This is a genomic window from Mesorhizobium sp. M00.F.Ca.ET.216.01.1.1 (assembly GCF_004010325.2).
Classification (GTDB): domain Bacteria; phylum Pseudomonadota; class Alphaproteobacteria; order Rhizobiales; family Rhizobiaceae; genus Mesorhizobium.
The window spans coordinates 21,272-41,949 of record NZ_SADR02000023.1 but is presented as its reverse complement, the minus strand read 5'-3'; the positions used below and the strand labels follow the sequence as shown (position 1 = coordinate 41,949).

The 20,678-nt window shown below is 63.6% G+C and carries 22 protein-coding genes; 8 read left to right on the top strand and 14 right to left on the bottom strand.

Going from position 1 to position 20,678, the window contains the following annotated elements; all coding sequences use genetic code 11:
• Positions 1-13 precede the first annotated feature (13 nt).
• The 3 genes from EN859_RS25935 to EN859_RS25925 form a co-directional block, all read right to left on the bottom strand.
• A complete protein-coding gene (locus EN859_RS25935) occupies positions 14-568 on the bottom strand; it encodes a TIGR02281 family clan AA aspartic protease (protein ID WP_127855589.1) in 555 nt (184 codons plus the stop codon).
• Positions 569-733: 165 nt separating this feature from the next.
• The gene (gene upp / locus EN859_RS25930; protein WP_127855590.1) at positions 734-1,363 is read right to left on the bottom strand and encodes a uracil phosphoribosyltransferase; all 630 of its coding nucleotides are present in this window, start codon (positions 1,361-1,363) and stop codon (positions 734-736) included.
• Between the two features lie 151 nt (positions 1,364-1,514).
• A complete protein-coding gene (locus tag EN859_RS25925; protein ID WP_127855591.1) occupies positions 1,515-2,489 on the bottom strand; it encodes an adenosine deaminase in 975 nt (324 codons plus the stop codon).
• Between the two features lie 113 nt (positions 2,490-2,602).
• Between EN859_RS25925 and ubiE the strand changes: the two genes are divergently transcribed.
• The 3 genes from ubiE (at position 2,603) to coaBC (ending at position 6,505) form a co-directional block, all read left to right on the top strand.
• Positions 2,603-3,379 carry a bifunctional demethylmenaquinone methyltransferase/2-methoxy-6-polyprenyl-1,4-benzoquinol methylase UbiE gene (ubiE, locus tag EN859_RS25920; protein ID WP_127855592.1) on the top strand — a complete coding sequence of 259 codons (777 nt, stop codon included), beginning with the start codon at positions 2,603-2,605 and terminating at the stop codon, positions 3,377-3,379.
• 13 nt (positions 3,380-3,392) lie between these two features.
• Entirely contained in the window at positions 3,393-4,967 is a 1,575-nt protein-coding gene (gene ubiB / locus EN859_RS25915) for a 2-polyprenylphenol 6-hydroxylase (RefSeq protein WP_127855593.1), read from the top strand.
• A 65-nt stretch (positions 4,968-5,032) separates the two neighbouring features.
• Positions 5,033-6,505 (top strand): bifunctional phosphopantothenoylcysteine decarboxylase/phosphopantothenate--cysteine ligase CoaBC, encoded by a 1,473-nt coding sequence (gene coaBC / locus EN859_RS25910; protein ID WP_210237723.1) that lies wholly within the window; start codon positions 5,033-5,035, stop codon positions 6,503-6,505.
• On the opposite strand, the gene EN859_RS25905 is transcribed toward coaBC, so the two are convergent.
• The 7 genes from EN859_RS25905 to EN859_RS25875 all read right to left on the bottom strand — a co-directional run bounded on the left by EN859_RS25905 (position 6,502) and on the right by EN859_RS25875 (position 12,045).
• Positions 6,502-7,938, bottom strand: a complete 1,437-nt coding sequence (locus EN859_RS25905; protein WP_127855594.1) for an MFS transporter — start codon at positions 7,936-7,938, stop codon at positions 6,502-6,504. The two genes, coaBC and EN859_RS25905, sit on opposite strands and share 4 nt — an antisense overlap.
• 194 nt (positions 7,939-8,132) lie before the next feature.
• Positions 8,133-8,615: a DUF992 domain-containing protein gene (locus EN859_RS25900; RefSeq protein WP_127855595.1), complete on the bottom strand. Its 483-nt coding sequence runs from the start codon at positions 8,613-8,615 to the stop codon at positions 8,133-8,135.
• 94 nt (positions 8,616-8,709) lie between these two features.
• Positions 8,710-9,183 carry a DUF992 domain-containing protein gene (locus tag EN859_RS25895; RefSeq protein WP_127855596.1) on the bottom strand — a complete coding sequence of 158 codons (474 nt, stop codon included), beginning with the start codon at positions 9,181-9,183 and terminating at the stop codon, positions 8,710-8,712.
• A gap of 190 nt (positions 9,184-9,373) precedes the next feature.
• Positions 9,374-10,219: a tetratricopeptide repeat protein gene (locus EN859_RS25890; RefSeq protein ID WP_127855597.1), complete on the bottom strand. Its 846-nt coding sequence runs from the start codon at positions 10,217-10,219 to the stop codon at positions 9,374-9,376.
• Between the two features lie 138 nt (positions 10,220-10,357).
• Positions 10,358-10,621, bottom strand: coding sequence for a 30S ribosomal protein S21 (gene rpsU / locus EN859_RS25885; RefSeq protein ID WP_008874389.1), 264 nt, complete (start codon positions 10,619-10,621; stop codon positions 10,358-10,360).
• A 155-nt stretch (positions 10,622-10,776) separates the two neighbouring features.
• On the bottom strand, positions 10,777-11,163 hold the full coding sequence (locus EN859_RS25880) for an SET domain-containing protein-lysine N-methyltransferase (RefSeq protein ID WP_127855598.1): 387 nt from the start codon (positions 11,161-11,163) through the stop codon (positions 10,777-10,779).
• A 111-nt stretch (positions 11,164-11,274) separates the two neighbouring features.
• On the bottom strand, positions 11,275-12,045 hold the full coding sequence (locus EN859_RS25875) for an SDR family oxidoreductase (RefSeq protein WP_127855599.1): 771 nt from the start codon (positions 12,043-12,045) through the stop codon (positions 11,275-11,277).
• Between the two features lie 275 nt (positions 12,046-12,320).
• Here EN859_RS25875 and EN859_RS25870 point away from each other — a divergent pair, with 275 nt between their 5' ends.
• The 5 genes from EN859_RS25870 (at position 12,321) to EN859_RS39605 (ending at position 17,807) form a co-directional block, all read left to right on the top strand.
• Positions 12,321-13,574 (top strand): sarcosine oxidase subunit beta, encoded by a 1,254-nt coding sequence (locus EN859_RS25870; RefSeq protein WP_127855629.1) that lies wholly within the window; start codon positions 12,321-12,323, stop codon positions 13,572-13,574.
• 61 nt (positions 13,575-13,635) lie between these two features.
• The gene (locus EN859_RS25865; protein WP_127855600.1) at positions 13,636-13,932 is read left to right on the top strand and encodes a sarcosine oxidase subunit delta; all 297 of its coding nucleotides are present in this window, start codon (positions 13,636-13,638) and stop codon (positions 13,930-13,932) included.
• Positions 13,929-16,922, top strand: coding sequence for a sarcosine oxidase subunit alpha (locus EN859_RS25860; protein WP_127855601.1), 2,994 nt, complete (start codon positions 13,929-13,931; stop codon positions 16,920-16,922). The genes EN859_RS25865 and EN859_RS25860 overlap by 4 nt, the downstream gene beginning before the upstream one ends.
• Positions 16,915-17,496 carry a sarcosine oxidase subunit gamma gene (locus EN859_RS25855; RefSeq protein ID WP_127855602.1) on the top strand — a complete coding sequence of 194 codons (582 nt, stop codon included), beginning with the start codon at positions 16,915-16,917 and terminating at the stop codon, positions 17,494-17,496. Before EN859_RS25860 ends, EN859_RS25855 begins: the two co-directional genes overlap by 8 nt.
• A 92-nt stretch (positions 17,497-17,588) precedes the next feature.
• Complete coding sequence (locus EN859_RS39605; RefSeq protein WP_127855603.1) at positions 17,589-17,807, top strand: hypothetical protein; 219 nt, start codon at positions 17,589-17,591, stop codon at positions 17,805-17,807.
• A 142-nt stretch (positions 17,808-17,949) separates the two neighbouring features.
• On the opposite strand, the gene EN859_RS25845 is transcribed toward EN859_RS39605, so the two are convergent.
• The 4 genes from EN859_RS25845 to EN859_RS25830 all read right to left on the bottom strand — a co-directional run bounded on the left by EN859_RS25845 (position 17,950) and on the right by EN859_RS25830 (position 20,657).
• Complete coding sequence (locus tag EN859_RS25845; protein WP_127855630.1) at positions 17,950-18,195, bottom strand: DUF680 domain-containing protein; 246 nt, start codon at positions 18,193-18,195, stop codon at positions 17,950-17,952.
• A 197-nt stretch (positions 18,196-18,392) separates the two neighbouring features.
• Complete coding sequence (locus tag EN859_RS25840; RefSeq protein ID WP_127855604.1) at positions 18,393-19,037, bottom strand: TetR/AcrR family transcriptional regulator; 645 nt, start codon at positions 19,035-19,037, stop codon at positions 18,393-18,395.
• Positions 19,038-19,140: 103 nt separating this feature from the next.
• Positions 19,141-20,175, bottom strand: a complete 1,035-nt coding sequence (locus tag EN859_RS25835) for a phosphotransferase family protein (protein ID WP_127855605.1) — start codon at positions 20,173-20,175, stop codon at positions 19,141-19,143.
• On the bottom strand, positions 20,172-20,657 hold the full coding sequence (locus tag EN859_RS25830) for a MaoC family dehydratase (RefSeq protein ID WP_281015634.1): 486 nt from the start codon (positions 20,655-20,657) through the stop codon (positions 20,172-20,174). Before EN859_RS25830 ends, EN859_RS25835 begins: the two co-directional genes overlap by 4 nt.
• Between the last annotated feature and the right edge of the window lie 21 nt (positions 20,658-20,678).

The window sequence follows — 20,678 nt, the reverse complement described above, 5'->3', positions numbered from 1 at the left end:
GACGAGCAGCAGCTTATTGCACGAGCAGCAGCGTACCGTTTTCGACCTGGTATTTTTCAAGCCGCTGCAAGAAGCTCATGCCGATCAGGTTGGTCTGCAGCGCCCTGTCGTCGAGCACGACCGCCTGGATGTTGTCGACCGTGATCTTGCCGATCTGCAGGCGATCGATGGTCACCAGCGCGGCCCTGATCGCGCCGTTGGCGGTGTTGACCTCATGGCTGAAGTCCGACTGGTTGAGCGAGATGCCGATCCTGCGCGCCGTCGAACTGTTGATGGCGACCAGGGTGGCGCCGGTGTCGATCAGGCCGTCGACCTGACGGCCGTTGAGCCTGAAGGCCGAGGTGAAATGCCCGCGCTCGTCCGCCGCGACCACGACCTTGCGGCCAAGCGGCTGCGGCATCGCCGGTTTGTCCGGGACCGCAACCAGTTTCAGGTCCGGTCGTGAATCGCCTGCCGGCTTGGTCCCGGTTGTCGATCTCAGCAGGCCGTCGAAGAGCTGCGGATTCGACTGATAGAGGATCGGGATCGATACCGATATTCCAGCAAGAATGAGAAGCGTGCGCAGCATGGGTCAGCCTTCGTGCAGGCCGATCCTGATCCCGACATGGTGTTTGCCGCTTTAACGCGCGCCGAAACCGCAGCTTTGCGTAAACGACCGGTAAACAGCACATGGCCCGGATTGGAAAGTGTTAGAGCGTCCTTTGCGCGTCCGACTGGACGCGCGGCGTTCTAATCATTTGGTGCCGTACATGCGGTCGCCGGCGTCGCCGAGGCCGGGCATGATATAACCCTTGTCATTGAGCTGGCGGTCGATGGAGGCGGTGAAGACGGGGACATCCGGGTGCGCCTTGGTGAAGCGCTCGATGCCTTCGGGCGCTGCCAAGAGACAGAGGAAGCGGATGTTGGTGGCACCGCGCCCTTTCAGCTTGTCGATGGCGGCGATCGCCGAATTGGCGGTGGCCAGCATCGGATCGACGACGATCACCAGCCGGTCGGCAAGATCGCTCGGCGCCTTGAAGAAATATTCGACCGCCTCCAGCGTTTCGTGGTCGCGATAGAGACCGATATGGGCGACGCGTGCCGCCGGCACCAGATCGAGCAGGCCTTCGAGCAAACCGTTGCCGGCGCGCAGCACCGAGGCGAAGACCAGCTTCTTGCCCTCCAGCGTCGGCGCCTCCATCGTCTCGATCGGCGTTTCGATTGTCGTCGTCGTCAGTTCGAGATTACGGGTGACCTCGTAGCCCAAAAGCAACGAAATCTCGCGCAGCAACCGCCGGAAGCCGGCCGTCGAGGTTTCCTTCTTGCGCATGATGGTCAGCTTGTGCTGGACAAGCGGATGGTCGACGACGGTGACGCCCTGCATGATGTTCTCCTGATGCATATCGCCAAAAGAGCGCGCCGCATCCCTTCGGACGCGACGTGCTTCAGGCAGCTCGAAAGACCCTATCGACAATATGCCGGCCAAGAAACCGTTTGCGGTCGCCGACCACACAGTTTTTGCGGGAGAAGGAGGTTCAGCGGGCGGCACCGTTGAGGCGGGCGAGAAGCGCGCTCCTGGTCTTCCTGTCGACGAATGCCGCCTCGATGGCAGTCCTGGTGACGGCGGCCAGCGCCTTGTCGTTCATCGAGAAATGCTCGGCGGCGATGTCGTATTCGCGCTTCAGCGACGTCCAGAAATAGGGCGGGTCGTCGGAGTTGAGCGTCACCTTGCAGCCCGCCGCTTTCAAGGCCGGAAACGGGTGATCGGCGAAGCTGTCGAAGACCTTGAGCGCGACGTTGGAGCCGGGGCAGCATTCGAGCACGACGCCCTCGTCGGCGATGCGCCGGACGAGGTCGGGGTTCTCGATGGCGCGCACGCCGTGGCCGATGCGAGAGGGGCGGATATGGTCGAGTGCTGCCTTGACGCTCTCCCAGCCCATCAGTTCGCCAGCATGGACGGTGATGCCGAGGCCGGCTTCGCGAGCGATTTCGAAGGCCCTGACATAGTCCTCCAGATCGCCGATGCGTTCGTCGCCGGCAACGCCGAACCCGGTGACCAGCGGATGCCCGCACCGGGCCGCGAAGCGTGCCGCCTGCTCGATCGACTCGACGCCGGCATTGCGCACGCCGGTGACAATCATACGGCCCTCAATGCCGGTCTTGGCCTTGGCGCGGGCCATGCCTTCGCCGAGCGCGTCCGTATAGGCCTTGGGTGACAGGCCGGCCTTGCTGGCGTGGTCTGGCGAGGTGAAGATTTCGGAATAGATGGCGCCGTCGCGGGCGAGGCTGGTCAGGTAGTGATCGGCAAGCCGCGCATAATCCTCTTCCGTGCGGAACAGGTCGGAGGAGAAGTCATAGGTGGCGAGGAAGGACGTGAAATCGTGCCAGACGAACGAGCCGTTCTGAATGTAGCGCGAGGTGTCCCTGCCGTATTTCTGCGCCTGGCGGATGACGAGTTCGGGCGCAGCTGCCCCTTCGATGTGGCAGTGCAGTTCTGCTTTCAAAGGCATGCAGTCATCCCGTCAGGTCGGTCCAGAAGCGCGGCCGAACACCGCGCCTTAAACAATAGCGTCCGCACCATCGATCGGCTATGGTCCCGCCGGTTTTATGGCGGATCAAAATAATGTCAGTTGAGAGAACCACAGCCGCTGGCGGCATGGAAACCTCCTACGGTTTCAAGCGTGTAGGGGCAGGCGACAAGCAGTCCCTGGTCAACGATGTTTTCCATAAGGTCGCAAACCGCTACGACCTGATGAACGACCTGATGTCGGCCGGGTTGCACCGGCTGTGGAAGGACGCCATGGTCGCATGGCTCAATCCGTCGAAGCAACCGGGCTGGCGCGTCGTCGACGTTGCCGGCGGTACCGGCGACATCGCCTTCCGCATCATCGAAGCCAGCCATCGCCATGCTCATGCCACGGTCCTCGACATCAACGGCTCGATGCTCGCCGTAGGCCGCGACCGGGCTGAGAAAAAAGGCCTGTCTGATAACACCGAATTCATCGAGGCCAATGCCGAGAAACTGCCCTTCGCCGAGCTGACGTTCGACGCCTACACCATCGCTTTCGGCATTCGCAACGTGCCGCGCATCGATGTAGCGCTTGCCGAAGCTTATCGCGTCCTGAAGCCAGGCGGCCGCTTCCTCTGCCTCGAATTTTCCGAGGTCGACATGCCGCTGCTCGACAAGGTCTACGAGGCGTGGTCGTTCAACGCCATCCCGAGGATCGGCAAGGTGGTCACCGGCGACGGCGAGCCGTATTCCTATCTGGTCGAATCGATCCGCAAATTTCCCAATCAGCAGAATTTCGCCGCGATGATCTCGCGTGCCGGCTTCGATCGCGTCTCTTTCCGCAACTATTCGGGCGGCATCGCCGCACTCCATTCAGGCTGGAAGCTTTGAGGCAAGCGCAGCGATGAGCACCGTCGGCGCTGGTTTCAGGCTCGCACGGGCCGGGTGGGTGCTGGTCCGCGAGGGCGTCGTCGCGGCCTTGCCGGGCGATGAGCTATCCGGCCTGCCGAAACTAGGCTGGCGCCTGGCGCGGCTGTTTACCCGTCGTCGCGCGCTTGCCTATGAACGCGGCGACCGCCTGGCCAAGGCGGTGATCCGGCTCGGCCCGTCCTACGTCAAGCTCGGCCAGTTCCTGGCGACACGGCCTGATGTCGTCGGCAACGACATGGCGCTCGATCTCGCCATGCTGCAGGACAAGATGCATACGTTTCCGAAGGCCGAAGCCGCCATGGCCATAGAGGCCTCGCTCGGGCGCAAGGTCGGCGAGCTCTACGCCAGTTTCGGCGATGCTGTCGCCGCAGCCTCTATCGCCCAGGTCCACTCCGCCGAAACCTTCAATGACGGCGCAGTCACCAGGGTGGCGGTGAAAGTCATCCGGCCGGGCGTGCGGCACCGCTTCTTCCAGGATCTTGAAAGCTATTTCCTCGCCGCTCGCCTGCAGGAGAAATATATCCCGTCGTCGCGCCGCCTGAAGCCGGTCGAGGTGACCGAGACGCTGGCGCAGACCACCAAGATCGAAATGGATCTGAGGCTCGAGGCGGCAGCGCTTTCCGAACTCGGCGAAAATACCAAGGACGATCCCGGTTTTCGCGTGCCTTCCGTCGACTGGGAGCGTACCGGCCGCGACGTGCTGACCATGGAGTGGGTCGACGGCGTCAAGCTGAGCGACATTGCCGGCCTCGCCGAGGCAGGTCACGATCTCAAGACGATCTCCGCCAATCTCGTTCAGTCGTTCCTGCGTCACACGCTGCGTGACGGTTTTTTCCACGCCGACATGCATCCGGGAAACCTGTTCGTCGAGGCTGACGGCACCATCGTCGCCGTCGATCTCGGCATTGCCGGCCGGCTCGACAGGAAGGAACGCCGGTTCCTTGCCGAAATCCTCTACGGCTTCATCGTCCGCGATTATCTGCGCGTCGCCGAAGTGCATTTCGAGGCCGGCTATGTGCCGCGCCAGCACAATGTCGCGGCCTTCGCGCAGGCGATCCGGGCGATCGGCGAGCCGATCCATGGCCAGCCGGCCGAGACCATCTCGATGGCCAAGCTGCTGACGCTGCTTTTCGAGGTGACCGAACTGTTCGACATGGCGACGCGGCCCGAACTGGTGCTGCTGCAGAAGACCATGGTGGTCGTCGAAGGCGTTGCCCGCACGCTCGACCCGGCCTTCAACATGTGGAAGACGGCCGAGCCTGTGGTCGGCGACTGGATTGCCGGCAATCTCGGCCCGCGAGGCCTGCTGGTCGATGCGCGTGACGGCGTCAAGGCGATGCTGGCGCTGGCTCGCCAGGCGCCGGACCTTGCCGCCCGCACCGAGCGGCTGTCGCGCGAGATCGACCTGATGGCCGAGCACGGGCTGCGTTTCGACGAGACAACCGCACACGCGATCGGCAAGGCAGAGGCACGCCACACCCGTTCCGGTCGGCTGGCGTTGTGGGTGATCGCGCTGACGCTGGTCTTTATCGCGTGGCGCGTCTTCTAGCGGCTTGTCCAGCATTGATTGCATTGCTATCATTGCATTCGTCGATCTGAGGCAAGTGCAATCGCATGGCCAGCATCACCATTCGCAACCTTGACGACGAGGTCAAGGAGCTGCTGCGCCAGCTGGCCGCAGAGAACGATCGCTCCATGGAAGAACAGGCCAGGGTGATGATCCGGGCCGCGGTCGAAGGTCAACTCGGGCCGGTTGGCCGTATCGAGCAGATCGAGAAGACCCTCCGCGAACTGGCAAGCTCACGCAGTCCGGTGGCGCCAATTACCGCCGCTTCGAGCAATATCTTCCCGCGAGGCAGCCTTTCCGGCAAGCGCATCCTGCTCATCATCGGCGGTGGTATCGCCGCCTACAAGGCGCTCGACCTGATCCGCCGGCTGCGCGAGCGCGGCGCTGCGGTGCGGGTGGTGATGACGGCTGCGGCGCAGGAATTCGTCACCACGCTGTCGGTCGGGGCGCTTTCGGCCGACCGCGTCTTCACCGAATTGTTCGACCGCAATGACGAGCACGATGTCGGCCACATCCGCCTGTCGCGCGAGGCTGACCTTGTGGTCGTGGCGCCCGCCACCGCCGACCTGATGGCAAAACTTGCCAATGGTCATGCCAACGATCTTGCCTCCACCGTGCTCATTGCCACCGACAAGTCGGTGCTGATGGCGCCGGCCATGAACCCAAAAATGTGGACGCATCCGGCGACGCGCCGCAACCGCGCGACGCTGCAGAAGGACGGCATCGCATTCGTTGGCCCGGCGAAGGGCGAGATGGCCGAGAGCAACGAGGCGGGCGAAGGCCGCATGACCGAGCCGCTGGAGGTCGTCGCCGCGATCGAGGCGCTGCTCGATAACAGGCCGAAGCCGCTGTCGGGGAGGAGGATCATCGTCACCTCTGGACCGACGCATGAGCCGATTGACCCGGTGCGCTACATCGCCAACCGCTCCTCCGGTAAGCAGGGCCACGCCATCGCAGCGGCGCTGGCGAAGCTCGGCGCCGATGTCCGCCTCGTCTCCGGCCCGGTTGCCATTGCCGATCCGGTCGGCGTCACCACGCTGCATGTCGAAACCGCAGCCGAAATGAAGGACGCCGTCGAACAACTCCTGCCGGCCGATGCCGGGGTATTCGTCGCGGCGGTCGCCGACTGGCGCACCGCGAAATCCGCCGGTGAAAAGATCAAGAAGCAGGCCGGCGAGAGGCCGCCGGCGCTGCAAATGGTCGAGAATCCCGACATTCTCGCCGGCGTCGGTCATCATAAGCGGCGGCCGGGCCTGGTCGTCGGCTTCGCCGCCGAGACGCAGGATCTGGTCAAGAACGCCCAGGCCAAACTTGCCGGGAAAGGCGCCGATCTCATCGTCGCCAACGACGTGTCGCACGAAAGCGGTGTCGGTCCGTCCGGAGTGATGGGCGGCGACCGCAACCGGGTGCGGATCGTGTCGAAGGCCGGCGTCGAGGAATGGCCGGAGATGAGCAAGGACGAAGTGGCTATGCGGCTCGCGACATTAATTGCGGAGCGGTTGAAGACGATCGTGGTCTAGCTGATCGCTTCCTGCGGCCGGTCAGTGGCCGCCGAAATCCGCAACGCTGCAAGGCATCCCAGGATCCCGAGCGGCACGAAGGCAAGGAACAGCCAGGCGGCGACGTTCGCTGCCGCCTCGCGGTTGAGGCCTTCGGAAAAGCCGCTGGCGTTAGCGACGATGCCGGTCAGCGCCGCACCCACCGCGTAGCCGATGCGCTGCATGGTCGGCACGGCGGCGGAAGCGATGGTCTGCTCACCATAACGCGCCGATGCCACGATGATGCGGGTGAGGAAGGGCCAGGCGACGCCGAAGCCGCCGCCCTGCAGCAAGGCGCAGAGCAGGATCAGCGGGATCGAGCCGGCCGGCACCGTAAGGGCGAAACCGGCGATACCGGTCGCGATCATCAGCGCGCCGCCGACGATGATCAGCCGTTCGCGCTCCGGCGGCGCATTGGCAACGAGGATCGATAGGATCGACCAGGCGATCGATTCGGCGGCGATGATGTAGCCGGTGGTCAGGATCGGAATGCCGTGCAGGCTGGTCAGAAGCAGCGGCCCGTAGACGGCGAAGGAGCAGGTCGCTACGGAAAACGCGGCAACCATGGTCATCCCGCTGCCAACCGGCGTGCGCCATGAGAACAGCCGTGACGGGAACAGGCGCGAGTGCGGCTTCAGTGCGTCGACGCGGACGAACAGTGCAAGGCCGATCAGGCCGAGAGCCAGCAGCAGCGACGAACGCAGCAGGGCGATGTCGACGCCGGCCATCGCGATCAGCACGACGCTGACGGCAAGGCAACCGAGCGCGGCAAAGGGGAAGGGCGGCGCCGCGCCGGTGGTTGCCTGCGGCCTGGTCGCCTCGGGCGTGTCGAGCATGATGAAGCTCGCCAGCGCCATGGCCGTACCGCCAAGCGTGAAGATGCCAAATGCCCAGCGCCACGACAGCAATTCGGTCATGACGGCGCCGAGCACCGGCCCGCTGAAGGCGGCGACGCCCCAGATCGCCGACATGACGCCGAAAAGCTGCGGCCAGATGGTACGCGGAAACAGCCGTTCGACCGAGACGAAGGCCAGCGACACCAGCGCGCCGCCGCCGAACCCTTCGATCAGCCGTCCGGCGAGGAAGAGCGGCATGGAAGGCGCTGTCGCACAGACCAGCGCACCGGCCGCGTAGAGCAAGGCAGCAACCACCATGGTGGTGCGCAGGGCGACGTAACTCACCAGCCGTCCGGCGGCGGCGCCTGCGACAATGGCACCGAGCTCGTAGATCGCCAGCGACCAGCCAACCAGTTGCAGGCCGGAGAGCTCGCCGACCATCGCCGGCATCACCGTTGCAACCATGGTCTCGTTGGTAGCGTGCAGCAGGATGCCGAGGCTGATGAAACAGAAGCGTGCCAGGTCGCCGCTCGCCCACAATGCGCGCCAATCGACCCTGTTCCTGCTGGTTGCGATCACGTCATTCTCCCGAATTTTCTGCGAGGCCGTTCAAGATGTCGGAGGCCTTTGCGCATCCGAAACGACGCGCGCCGCCCTCGTCCGGGAGAGCTTGTAGAACCTCAACTACGGTTGAGCTCAAGCGGTTTTTTGGAGGTGCCCACGAAGCCGATGCGACGCAGATCGCCGATATTCGGGCCATGCCCGACTTGCGATCAATTTGCCGTGCTGCGCAACTGGAACTGGCTGACGCCGATGGCGATGTTGACGCCGGTCTGCGTCTGCAGGCTGAGCGGCTGCAGAGTGAAGGCCTGCGAGGAGCCGCCGACCAGGAGATTGGCACCGGCGCCGACCGCCGCTGTTACCTCGGCGCTGGCGCCGACATAGTCACCGGCGAGCGCGCCGGGTGCGTAGATATTCCTGAGCGGCGTCAGCACCAGCCACTGCATCACCGTCTGCCTGGTGGTGCCGATGTCGAGACCGTATTTGTTGACGGCGCCAAAATAGGCTTCCGGCGCAAAGGTCTTGTCGGCGGGCGTGAAGGTGCAGCTCAGATCCTTGCTCGAGCCGAAGATGAAGCCGGTGCCGCCGCCGATGGCACAATCAAGCACGCCAAGCTCGATACCCCGGTCCCATGCCTCAGCCTGTCCCGCAAGCGCGGCGACGATCATGGCAGCGGCGACGGTCGTCTTCGGCATGGCGCCCCCCCAAGGTCGTGCAGCGCAGAAAGTTTATCGTATCCCGTTCTGCGCTGCACGTAGAGAGGCCAAATGCGTTTATCTGCCAATGCGGTTATTTGAGCGAGTGGATCAGATCCAGCGAGGTGACGGCGACAGCCAGGTTGACACCGGTCTGAGCCTGCACGCTGAGAGGCTGCAGCGAAAAGGCGCTGTCCAATCCACCGACGAGAAGGTTAGCGCCGCCGCCGGTCACCACGCTGGCCTCGGCGTTGACGCCGTAATAGCTGCCGGCGAGGTCGCCGGAATCGTGGTTGCGGGTGGCAGCGAGAACAGCCCATGCCAACTGACCCTGGTGCGTCTTGCCGACATCGAGGCCGAGCTTGGAAATGACCCCGGTATAGATCTCGGAGGGGCCGCCGTGATGGGGGCGATAGACACAAGACACACCCTTGTTGGAGGTGACGACATAGCCGGTGCCGCCGTCGATGGTGCAGTCGAGCACGCCGAGTTCAAGCCTGCCCGCGCTGGCGGGAGCGGCAAGCACCGTAGTGGCAAGCGCGGCGGCACAGGCAAATTTCTTGATCATGGGAGAGGTCCTTTCGCAAATTGCGTCGATCAACGGTTTGAGTGGCTCGAGCGTTCCGCCGAAAACTAGGCGCGATCAAGGCAGCCGTCAGGGTCAGGACCTCCGTGTAGCGTTATCGGATATTTTCCAAGGCATGCCGAACCGCCTCAAGCCTTGGCAGGCCCGAGGTCGGGTCGATGCTGTCTTTTGATCAGCTGGCGCTGGTGCGCGCCAGGCCATCCTTTGCCGGCTGGTAGGCCGGGTTGAGGTGGACGGCTTCGCGGTAGGATTTCGCAGCCCTGGCCTTGTCGCCGCGCCGCTCGTAGATCAGCGCCTGGTTGGCCCAGGCCTCGGCATTCTTGCCGTCGAGCTTGATCGCCATGTTGAAGTCGGCGAAGGCGTTGTCCTCGTCGTTCATGGCGAGGTAGGAGAGGCCGCGGCCATTGTAGGGTTCGGCGGCGTCAGGCGCCAGCGAGATGGCGGTGGAAAAATCCTCGATGGCGAAAGCGTGCTGGCCCTGGCTCTGATAGATCAGGCCGCGATTGTGGTAGGCGCGTGCGTCGGTCGTGTCGAGCTGGATCGCCTTCTGGAAATCGTTGAAGGCTTCCTGGGTCCGGCCTGCCTTGCGATAGAGATTGCCGCGGCCGATATAGGCGGCGTCATAGTTCGAATTGATCTGGATCGAACGGTTGTAGTCGGCAAGCGCCGCCTCCTGGTTGCCGAGGAAGCGCTGGATCAGAGCGCGGTTCGAATAGGCCTGGTAGAAATTCGGGTTGAGCTGGATGGCGGTGTTGAAGTCCTTCAGTGCTGCCTGGTACTGGCCGCCGCGGCCATAGGCCGAGCCACGCACATTGTAGGCTTCCGGATCCTGGGGATTGCGCTGGATCACCGCCGACAGCGAGGAGATGTTCTCGGTCGATCCTTGTGCCTTGTCGATGTTGTTGAATTCGCCGGTCGGGGCTGTCTGGCAGCAGGCGAGCGCCAACCCGGAAAACAGGGTTGCCGTCAGGGCGAAGCCGCGCAAGGCGGTTCTGCGCTCCACGGGAATAACGTTCATGTCTGCTCTGTCCTCACTGCCGCAGCGCCGTCAGGTCCGTTCCCTCCGAACCGAGTCGAATTCAAAACAAAAAGGTGGCGGCGATTCCGCATCGCGCCACCTCGGATATCCTTTGAAAAGGACGAAAAATTGGCGGTATCAGCGCGGCGGACGCGCTGCGCCGGCAGCACCAGCCGCAACCGGGCGCGGCGTCATCGGCAACAGGCCTTCGCGCTGGGCACGCTTGCGGGCCAGCTTGCGGGCGCGGCGAACGGCCTCGGCCTTTTCACGGGCGCGCTTCTCGGAAGGCTTCTCGTAATGTCCGCGCATCTTCATTTCGCGGAAGATGCCTTCGCGCTGCATCTTTTTCTTCAGCGCGCGAAGCGCCTGATCAACATTGTTGTCGCGGACGAGTACCTGCACGTGCAATCCTGTCTTTCGGGTTTGATATCAACAGGCAAGCGGCCATGTCACTTGCCTCCGCGGCGAATTACACCACGAATTGTGGCGGCTGATAGCAGAATCACGCCGCTCTGTCCACTACCGAATGAAACGCAGCGGCCAAACGACCGCCGGCGTTATGCTGTCGCCAGGTGGAGCCGCCCGAAATCCTCGAAGAACTCGCCGTAGTCGCAGGTTATTTCCTCGCCCGCCGCAATGTCGCGGATCGCGATTGCCCCGCCATGCCGCGAAAAATCCGTGTTCGGCCTTTCGGAGTGGTTCATGAAACGGCCGTTGTCGACTTCATAGACCATGAAGCCGGGCCGGTCTGGGCTTGGATAGGCGTACCTGTCGAGCAATTCCCTGAGGTGCGGCGGTGCGGCTTCATATTTTTCCATCGGGATCAGCCGGTCGAAATCCGGATCGAGCCGCCAGATCGAGGTGCCTTTCCGGATCGGCTCGGCGGCGAACACACCGACGCCTTCGATTGCGCTCGCGGCGATGTAGGATCTGATCAGCAGCATGTTTCGAGCCCGTCTTCGAAGAGAAAACGGAATCGCCAAATCGTGCCGAAAAGCAAGGCCGGTTTGCGACATTGTGATCGACCAAGCATGCCTGGGCGCCCGCAAAACAGCTCACGTCCGGTTGATCGAGACGCCGCCGTCGGCGAACAGCGCCGTTCCGGTGGTAAAGCTCGACGCATCCGAAGCCAGATAGAGCACAGAGCGGGCAATCTCTTGCGGCCGCGCAATGCGCTTCAGGGCATGAAGGCCTTTGACGAAGGCCAGCACTTCCGGGCCGGCATCCGGCGCGTTGGTGATGCTTGAAGGCGTGTCGGTGCCGCCAGGCAGGAGCGCGTTGACCCGCACGCCTTTGGCGCCGTATTCGGCGGCAAGCACCTGCGTCAATCCGATCAGCCCGGCCTTGCTTGCGGCATAGCTGGTCATGCCGGGCATGCCGACGGTATGGCCGATGAAGGTGCAGGTGAAGATCAGTGAACCGCCGCCGCGTTCGACCATCGCCGGCACCTGGCACTTCGCGCCGAGAAAGGCGCTTGTAAGGTTGGTGTCGAGCGTCTCCCGCCAGCCCTCCAGCGACAGCTCCGAAACCGGTCCCGTCTGGCCGACTGAGCCGACATTGTTGAAGGCGATGTCGAGCCCGCCGAACCTGCCGACGGCGAGGTCGACGAGGGCTTTCGCGTAAGCTTCGTCCCTGACGTCGCCGGCAAGGGCGACGGCCGTGCCGCCGGCGTCCTCGATTTCGGCAGCGAGCTGGTCAAGCTCTGCCTGGCGGCGGGCAGCGATGACGAGCTTGGCGCCTTCCTCGGCAAAGAGTTTTGCGGTGGCGCGACCGATACCGGAACTGGCGCCGGTGACGATGGCGGCCTTGTTGGCGAGAGCGAACATTCTTTTACATCCTTTTTCTTCGCGCCGGGCTTTGCCGGCGACCGGATGCTTGGTCGCAAATCGGGGCGGTGTGAGCCACCCGATACCTGCAAAGGCACAGGGTCGATCGGCTCATCGTTCCAGATGCGTCGCTCCGTCACGGCGCAAAACGGCAAGCGCCGTCGCAAACAGCGCAAGGGTGGCAGCTGCGTTTCGCTAGTGATACACCTCGCGCGCCGGGGCTCTTTGTGAGCGCCGGCCGCAATCCGCGAGATCTTTGGCGCGAGGCCTGGAACGTGAAGAAATATTCGGTATTCGCCATCGCCCGCGAGGCCATGCGCGGTCATAAGGGCTGGGAGGCGCAATGGTCCTCGCCTGAGCCGAAGAAGGAATACGACGTCATCATCGTCGGTGCCGGCGGCCATGGCCTGGCCACCGCATACTATCTCGCCACTGTGCACGGCATCACCAATGTCGCGGTGCTTGAAAAGAGCTGGCTCGGCGGCGGCAACACCGGCCGCAACACCACCATCATCCGCTCCAACTATCTCTATGACGAGAGCGCCGGCATCTACGATCACGCGTTGAAGCTGTGGGATGGGCTCAGCCAGGAGCTCAACTACAACGTCATGTATTCGCCGCGCGGCGTGATGATGCTGGCCCACAACGTGCACGACATCCAGGTGCTGAAGCGCCATGTCCATGCCAATAGGCTGAACGGCATCGACAATGAATGGCTGACGCCGGAAGCGGCGAAGGAATTCTGTCCGCCGCTCAACATCTCAAGGGATGCGCGCTATCCGGTGGTGGGCGCGGCCTTGCAGCGCCGCGGCGGCACCGCCCGTCACGATGCCGTTGCCTGGGGCTATGCGCGCGGCGCCTCGGCACGCGGCGTCCACATCATCCAGAATTGCGAGGTCACCGGGGTCAAGCGGGCGCCGAACGGCGCGGTCACCGGTGTCGAGACGACGCGCGGCTTCATCGGCGCCAAGAAGGTCGGCGTCGTTGCCGCCGGCCATTCCTCGGTGATCATGAACATGGCCGGCGTGCGCATGCCGCTGGAAAGCTATCCGCTGCAGGCGCTGGTGTCGGAGCCGGTCAAACCGGTGGTTCCCTGCGTGGTAATGTCGAACACGGTGCACGCCTATATCTCGCAGTCCGACAAGGGCGAGTTGGTCATCGGCGCCGGCACCGACCAGTATGTCTCCTATTCGCAGACCGGCGGCCTGCACATCCTCCAGCACACGCTCGACGCCATCTGCGAGATGTTCCCGATATTCACGCGCATGAAGATGCTGCGCAGCTGGGGCGGCATCGTCGACGTGACGCCGGACCGCTCGCCGATCCTGGCCAAGACGCCGGTGCCGGGTCTCTATGTCAATTGCGGCTGGGGCACGGGCGGCTTCAAGGCGACGCCAGGCTCAGGGCATGTCTTTGCCCACACCATCGCCAGAGACGATCCGCATCCGATCAACGCGCCCTTCACCATCGATCGCTTCCGCACCGGCCGCCTGATCGACGAAGCGGCAGCGGCGGCGGTGGCGCACTGATGATGGCCGAGATGGCTGTCGCGATGCCGCTGATGCTTGTCGAATCGTAGGAACCAACACGATGCTTCTGATCCGTTGCCCCTATTGCGAGGAAGAGCGTCCGGAACTCGAGTTCCGCAACGCCGGCGAGGCGCATATTGCGCGTTCGGCAAACATCGCGGGCGAGAGCGACGACGACTTCGAGAAGTTCTTTTTCATCCGCTCGAATCCCAAAGGCATCATCTATGAGCGCTGGCGGCACATGCATGGCTGCGCGCGGTTCTTCAACGCCGTGCGCGACACCGTCACCGACAAGTTCATCATGACCTACAAGGCCGGCGAACCGAAGCCCGCGAAGCTGCCGGGAGCCTCCAAATGATCGAAGCGTTCCGCATTCCCGGCGCCGGGCGCCTCAAGCAGGCAAAGACCGCCCGCTTCAGCTTCGACGGCCAGGCTTACGCCGGCGTCGAAGGCGACACGCTGGCCTCGGCGCTGCTCGCCAACGGCGTCCATCTGGTCGGCCGTTCGTTCAAGTACCACCGGCCGCGCGGCTTCCTCTCGGCCGGCGCGGAAGAGCCCAATGCGCTGGTCCAGATCGAACGCGACGCGGCGCGCAAGACGCCGAACGTCCGCGCCACGGTGCAGGAGCTCTATGACGGGCTTACGGCGCAGTCGCAGAATCGCTGGCCGTCGCTGTCCTTCGACGTGGGTGCCGTCAACGACATTGCCTCGCCGCTGTTTTCAGCCGGTTTCTACTACAAGACCTTCATGTGGCCGAAGTCCGCCTGGAAAAACCTTTATGAACCGAAGATCCGCGCCGCGGCCGGCCTTGGTGTAGCGCCGGACCAACCAGACCCCGACCACTATTCCGCGCGCTTTGCCCATTGCGACGTGCTGGTGCTCGGCGGCGGTGCCGCAGGTATTGCCGCTGCGCTGGCCGCGGCTGAAACCGGTGTGCGCGTCATGCTTGCCGACGAGCAGGCGGATTTCGGCGGCAGCCTGCGGTTCGAGAGCGGCGCCAGGATCGAAGGCCAGGACGGTTTTGCCTGGGCGCAGGCCGCTGTCGCCAAGCTCCGGGCCATGGACAATGTGCGCGTGCTGTCTCGCACCACGGCGTTCGGCTATTATGCGCAGAATTTCGTCGGCCTGGTCGAGCGGATAGGCGACCATTTGCAGAAACCCGGCCGCGACCTGCCGCGCGAGCGGCTGTGGCAGGTGAGGGCCAAGCGCGTGGTGCTTGCGACAGGCGCCATCGAGCGGCACATGGTGTTTGCCGACAACGACCGGCCGGGTGTCATGCTGGCGTCCGCCGCGCGCACCTATCTCAACCACTATGGCGTCGCCGTCGGAAAGAATGTCGGCGTCTATACGGCTAATGATTCGGCCTATGCGGCGGCTATCGATTTGAAGAAGGCCGGCGTCAATGTGGCGGCCATCGTCGACCTGCGCGATAACCCGACCGGGCCAGTGATCAACGAGGCGAGGGCGCTCGGCATGGAGGTCAATTTTGGCCGCGCGGTGATACGCGCCGGCGGCAAATTGCGCGTGTCATCGATGACCGTGCAGCCGAAGAACGGCGGCGGCGAGCGCACCATCCCAGTCGACGCGATCCTGATGTCGGCCGGCTGGACGCCGTCGGTGCACCTGTTCTCGCAATCGCGCGGCAAGGTCGCCTTCAACGACGAGACCAAGCGCTTTGTGCCCGGCACCTATGCGCAGGATTGCATCTCGGTCGGCGCCTGCAACGGCACCGACGGACTGATGGCGACGATCGACGAGGCCTATGCGGCGGGCACCAAGGCGGCGAAGGATGTCGGCGCCAAAGCCGCCAAGAGTACAAAGCCGAAGATCGATGCCAGCGAGAGCTGGTCGCGCGGCATGCTGGGAGCGGCGCCCGGCGCCGGGCCGGGTACGACGGTAAAAGCCTTTGTCGATTTCCAGAACGACGTAACCGCCAAGGACATCCGCCAGGCGGTGCATGAGGGCATGCACTCGATCGAGCACGTCAAGCGCTTTACCACCAACGGCATGGCGACCGACCAGGGCAAGACCTCAAACATGCACGGACTGGCCATTGCCGCCGAGACGCTGGGCAAGCCGATCCCGCAGGTCGGCCTCACCACGTTTCGGGCGCCCTACACGCCGGTGACGTTCGGCTCGATTGTCGGCCATGCGCGCGGAGAATTGTTCGACCCGACCCGCAAGACGGCGATCCAACCCTGGGCAGAGGCGCACGGCGCGGTGTTCGAGGATGTCGGCCAGTGGAAGCGCGCCTGGTATTTCCCAAAGCCGGGCGAAGACATGCACGCCGCCGTCGATCGCGAATGCGTCACCGTGCGCACAACAGCCGGCCTGTTCGACGCCTCGACGCTGGGCAAGATCGAGGTGGTAGGGCCGGATGCGGCCAAGTTCATGGAACTGCTCTACACCAATCCGTGGGAGAAGCTGGAGCCCGGCCGCTGCCGCTATGGCATCATGCTGCGCGAGGACGGTTTCATCTATGACGACGGCGTCGTCGGCAGGCTGGCGCCCGACCGTTTCCATGTGACGACGACGACCGGCGGCGCGCCGCGTGTCATGAACCACATGGAGGACTATTTCCAGACCGAGTTCCCGCATCTCAACGTCTGGCTGACCTCGATCACTGAACAGTGGGCGGTGATTGCGGTGCAGGGGCCGAAGTCACGTGAGATCATCGCGCCGTTGGTCGAAGGCATCGACATGTCGGATGAGGCGCTGCCGCATATGTCGGTGCGCGAAGGCAAGATCTGCGGCGTGCCGACAAGGCTGTTCCGCATGTCGTTCACCGGCGAGCGAGGCTTCGAGGTCAATGTGCCGGCCGATTATGGCCAGGCCGTCTGGGAAGCGCTGTGGGCCGAGGGCCAGAAGCACGGCGCCGGTGCCTACGGCACCGAGGCGATGCACGTGCTGCGTGCCGAAAAGGGCTACATCATCGTCGGCCAGGACACCGATGGCACCGTGACGCCGAACGATGCCGGGCTCGACTGGGCGGTCGGCAAGAAGAAGGCCGACTTCGTCGGCATTCGCGGCATGGCCCGGCCGGACCTGGTCGCCAAGGGCCGCAAGCAGCTTGTCGGCCTGAAAACCAAGGACCCGAAGGTGGTGCTGGAAGAGGGTGCCCAGATCGTCGGCGATCCAAAGCAGGCGATCCCGATGAAGATGATCGGTCATGTCACCTCAAGCTATTGGTCGCAAAATTGCGGCCGCTCGATCGCACTGGCGCTGGTTGCCGGCGGCCGCGACCGGATGGGCGAGACGCTTTATGTGCCGATGCCGGACAAGGTGATCGAGGTGGAGGTCACCGGCATGGTGTTCTTCGACGAGAAGGGGGAGCGCCTCAATGGCTAAGGCTGCCGCGAAGAAAACTGCTGCCGTTACGCCGTCGGCCGAACGCCGTCCGGCTCTCGCCGGTCAGGAGCTGTCGGCCACCGGCGTCAAGCTCGCAGTGCTGCCGCCAGCGGAGCGCATTTCGCTGCGTGCGCCGGAAGCATCTGTCGCGGCGCTTTCGAAAGCGCTTGGCGTCACCCTGCCGCGAAAGCCAAAGACCTCGGTGGCAAAGGCCGGGCGCACGGCCCTGTGGCTCGGACCTGACGAATGGCTTGTCCTCGACCAGGCGGCAAAGGACCCGCTCGCCGATTGCGCAAAAGTCACTGCGCTGCATTCGGCAGTCGGCATCTCGAATCGCAACGTCGCCATTGCCGTGACTGGCCCGGCGGCTGCCGCAACGATCAACGCAGGCTGCCCGCAGGACCTGTCGCTCGACGCCTTTCCGGTGGGGGCGGCGTCACGCACCATTCTGGGCAAGGTCGAGATCGTGCTGTTGCGCACCGCCGCCGACGCCTTCCGGGTCGAATGCTGGCGTTCCTTCTCCGATTATGTCTTTACTTTCCTGTCGGAGGCGGCCCGCGACGCGGCGGCTTGACCCCGAAAAGCGGAAACCGGTTTCGGTAAAAGCCGGTCGGGAACGTTCGCCGCGCAAGGCCGTTTGCCACAGCGAGCCGAGGGAGAGTGCCGATGCCGTCGAAACCCGCGCCGAAGTCAGCCAGGAAATCACCGGCTGTTCGCTCCTTCGAACATGAGCAGCGCAGAGAGGCGAGCGCAGAAGAGGAGCTCGAGGAAGGGCTCGAGGATACGTTTCCGGCCAGCGATCCAGTGTCGATCACCGGAACCTCCATTTCCGGCGCCCCCGCAAAGCCCGAGTCGGTGGCAGGAAGAAAGAAACGCGGAAAATAATCTGCCTGGCTGGTTCGGCTGAGCTCAGCCTCCTACAAGAACCGGCCCTACGAAAACGGGCACCTGCAAAAAGGGCGGTCAGGATATCCTGCCGCCCTTAATTGGTATCGTTGTGCCATTAGGGACTGATCCGTCGATTGGCTCAGAACGTGCTGGGCACGATCCACGGATTGATGCCGATGCCCAGCCTTGGACCCTTGGCCGAGCCGGTCTTGGCTGCAGTATCCGTCTTTGCGACTGAACCGGTTGCGCCGCAATCGAGCTTTACGTTGGTCCTGGTGTCTGCGCAGGCCGCAGCCGGGGCCTGCTTACTTGGATCACTGGTACCGGCAACGGCCGTGCCCGAGAGTGCCAGCACTGCGGCGAGGGTGAGGATTGTCTTCTTCATCATCATCATCTCCGGTTCAATCTTTTTCCGTACATGTACGATATAGTGTACATATACGTGGGGCAGCCGGAGAATTCAAGCCAGAAATCGTACATGTACGATAGAATTTTATTGAACGCTGGAAATTGCATCGTACCGTTGCAAGATCTAGCCCGCATCCCGGCGCTCTAAGGGGGAAGAAACCGAGGAGGAGCCGCTCAGCAGTTGACCGGCGTCTCGGTCAGCGGCGGCACGTCCTGGGTGGTCAGCCCGGCAAGCGCGAAATCGCACATCCGCCTCACGAAAGCTTGCGGGTCGCCGAATGGATAGAAGGGGAAGGTGATCAACAGCGAGATCGTGCCATGTCCGACCGCCCACAGCATGGTGGCGATGGCGCGCGGATCGCCCTTGAGCTTGCCAGCGGCCACGCAGGCCTCGACCCGTTTGATCAGCACCTTCATCGCCGGGTTGCCTTCCTCCATCTCGGCGAAGGTCTTGCCTTCGGGCGGCTTGACCTTCTCGGTCATGAACACGGTGCGATATTCGTTGGGATTGCCGAAGCCGAAGGCGGCATATTCGGTCATGACCGCCTGCAGTGCCTCGATCGGATCGTCGGCCGGATGATCCTCGATGCGCCTGGCCAAAGTCTCGAAGGCATCCTCGGCCAATGCGAACAGGATGTCCTGCTTATCGGCAAAGTAGGAATAGACCGACATCGGCGCATAGCCGACGCGCTTGGCCAGCTTGCGGATGGTAAGGCCTTCATAGCCTTCCTCCTGCACAAGTCTGTGTGCTGCATCGACCAGTTCGGAGCGCAGTTCGGCTTTCTGTTTCTCGCGGCGTTTCTGGACGCTCAGCGGCAATTGTGCCTACCTTTGTTTGTTTGTTGCCGACCCAAATCATATACGCTGTACGGAAACGAACAAGGGCGGGGTCCTGGACCGCGTCGACACGACCGCCAACGCTTCAAGTCTCCTTGCCGAGCAATTTCACCGCAAGCCCGGCAAGGAGCTTCACCGCCTCGCCATAGGTCTTTGCCCTTTCCGGATTGGAGGCGTTGCCGTCTAGGGCGCGCCTGTAGACGCCCTGGCAGATCGCGGCGAACCGGAAGAAGGAGAAGGCGAGGAAGAAGATCCAGTTGCGGATGCCGGCAAGTCCGCGCCGCCGGCAATAGGCGGCGACATAAGCTTCCTCGGATGGCAGGCCGAGGGCCGCGCGGTCGATGCCGCCAAGGCCACGAAACCCTGACGAATGCGGCAGGCGCCATTGCATGCACTGATAGGCGATGTCGGCGAAGGGGTGGCCGAGCGTCGACAGTTCCCAATCGAGCACCGCCAGAACCTGCGGCCGCTCCGGCGCGAAGATCATGTTGTCCAGCCGGTAGTCGCCATGCACCAGCGAAACCCGGCCGTCATCGGCGGGCAGGTGCGTCTCCAGCCAGGCAATCAGCCGGTCCATGTCGGCCACCGTGCCGGTTTCGGAGGCACGGTACTGGCCGGTCCAGCGGGCAAACTGGCGCTCGAAATAACTACCCGGCTTGCCGAAATCGCCAAGCCCTGCAGCTTCGACATCGACGTCGTGCAGCGCGGCGAGCGTTGCATTCATGGCATCGTAGATCGCGGCACGCTCGTCATTGCCCGACACCTCCGGCAATGCCGGGTCCCAAAAGATGCGGCCGTCGACGAAGTCCATCACGTAGAACATGCGGCCGATCGGCGAGGTTTCGCCGGAAAGATGCAGCATCACGGGCACCGGTACCGCCGTGGCGGAAAGCGCCTTCATCACCCTGAACTCGCGATCGACCTGATGCGCGGATCTCAGTAACCGGCCCGGCGGCTTGGCGCGCAGCACATAGCGGCCGCTTGCCGCCGTAAGCAGATAGGTCGGGTTCGATTGTCCGGATTTGAATTTTTCAATTGAACGAAGCCCACCAAAACCGGGGATTTCGGCCTCGAGGTAGGACGCAAGGGCTGCCTGGTCGAGCGTGTTCGCGTCGATCATGCCGCCTCTGGTTGGCGTTCGATCAGCGTCAGCGTCAGCCAGCGCGCGGTCAGCGCCGGCTTTTTCGAGCCATCGATCTCGATGGTCACGTCATGCGCCGTCTGCACCCAGCCAGACGGCCGGACCTTGACGTCGGCCAGCACGAAACGGGTGCGGATGCGCGAGCCGGTCTTGACCGGCGCCAGGAAGCGCAGCGAATCGAAACCGTGATTGACGCCCATCTTGCTGTTTTCGAGCGGCGGCATGGTCTCGAAGGTCATCGCCGACAACAGCGAAAGCGACAGGAAGCCATGCGCGATGGTGCCGCCGAACGGCGTCTCGCGCCTGGCGCGTTCCGGGTCGCAATGGATGAACTGGTGATCGTCGGTGGCATCGGCGAACTGGTCGATCATGCGCTGCGACACCACCCGCCATGGTGACACGCCGACTTCCTTGCCGACGCTGGCCAGAAGCACATCGAGACTGATCGGTTCCACGCTGATGTCCTCCACTTCGCCCTGGGA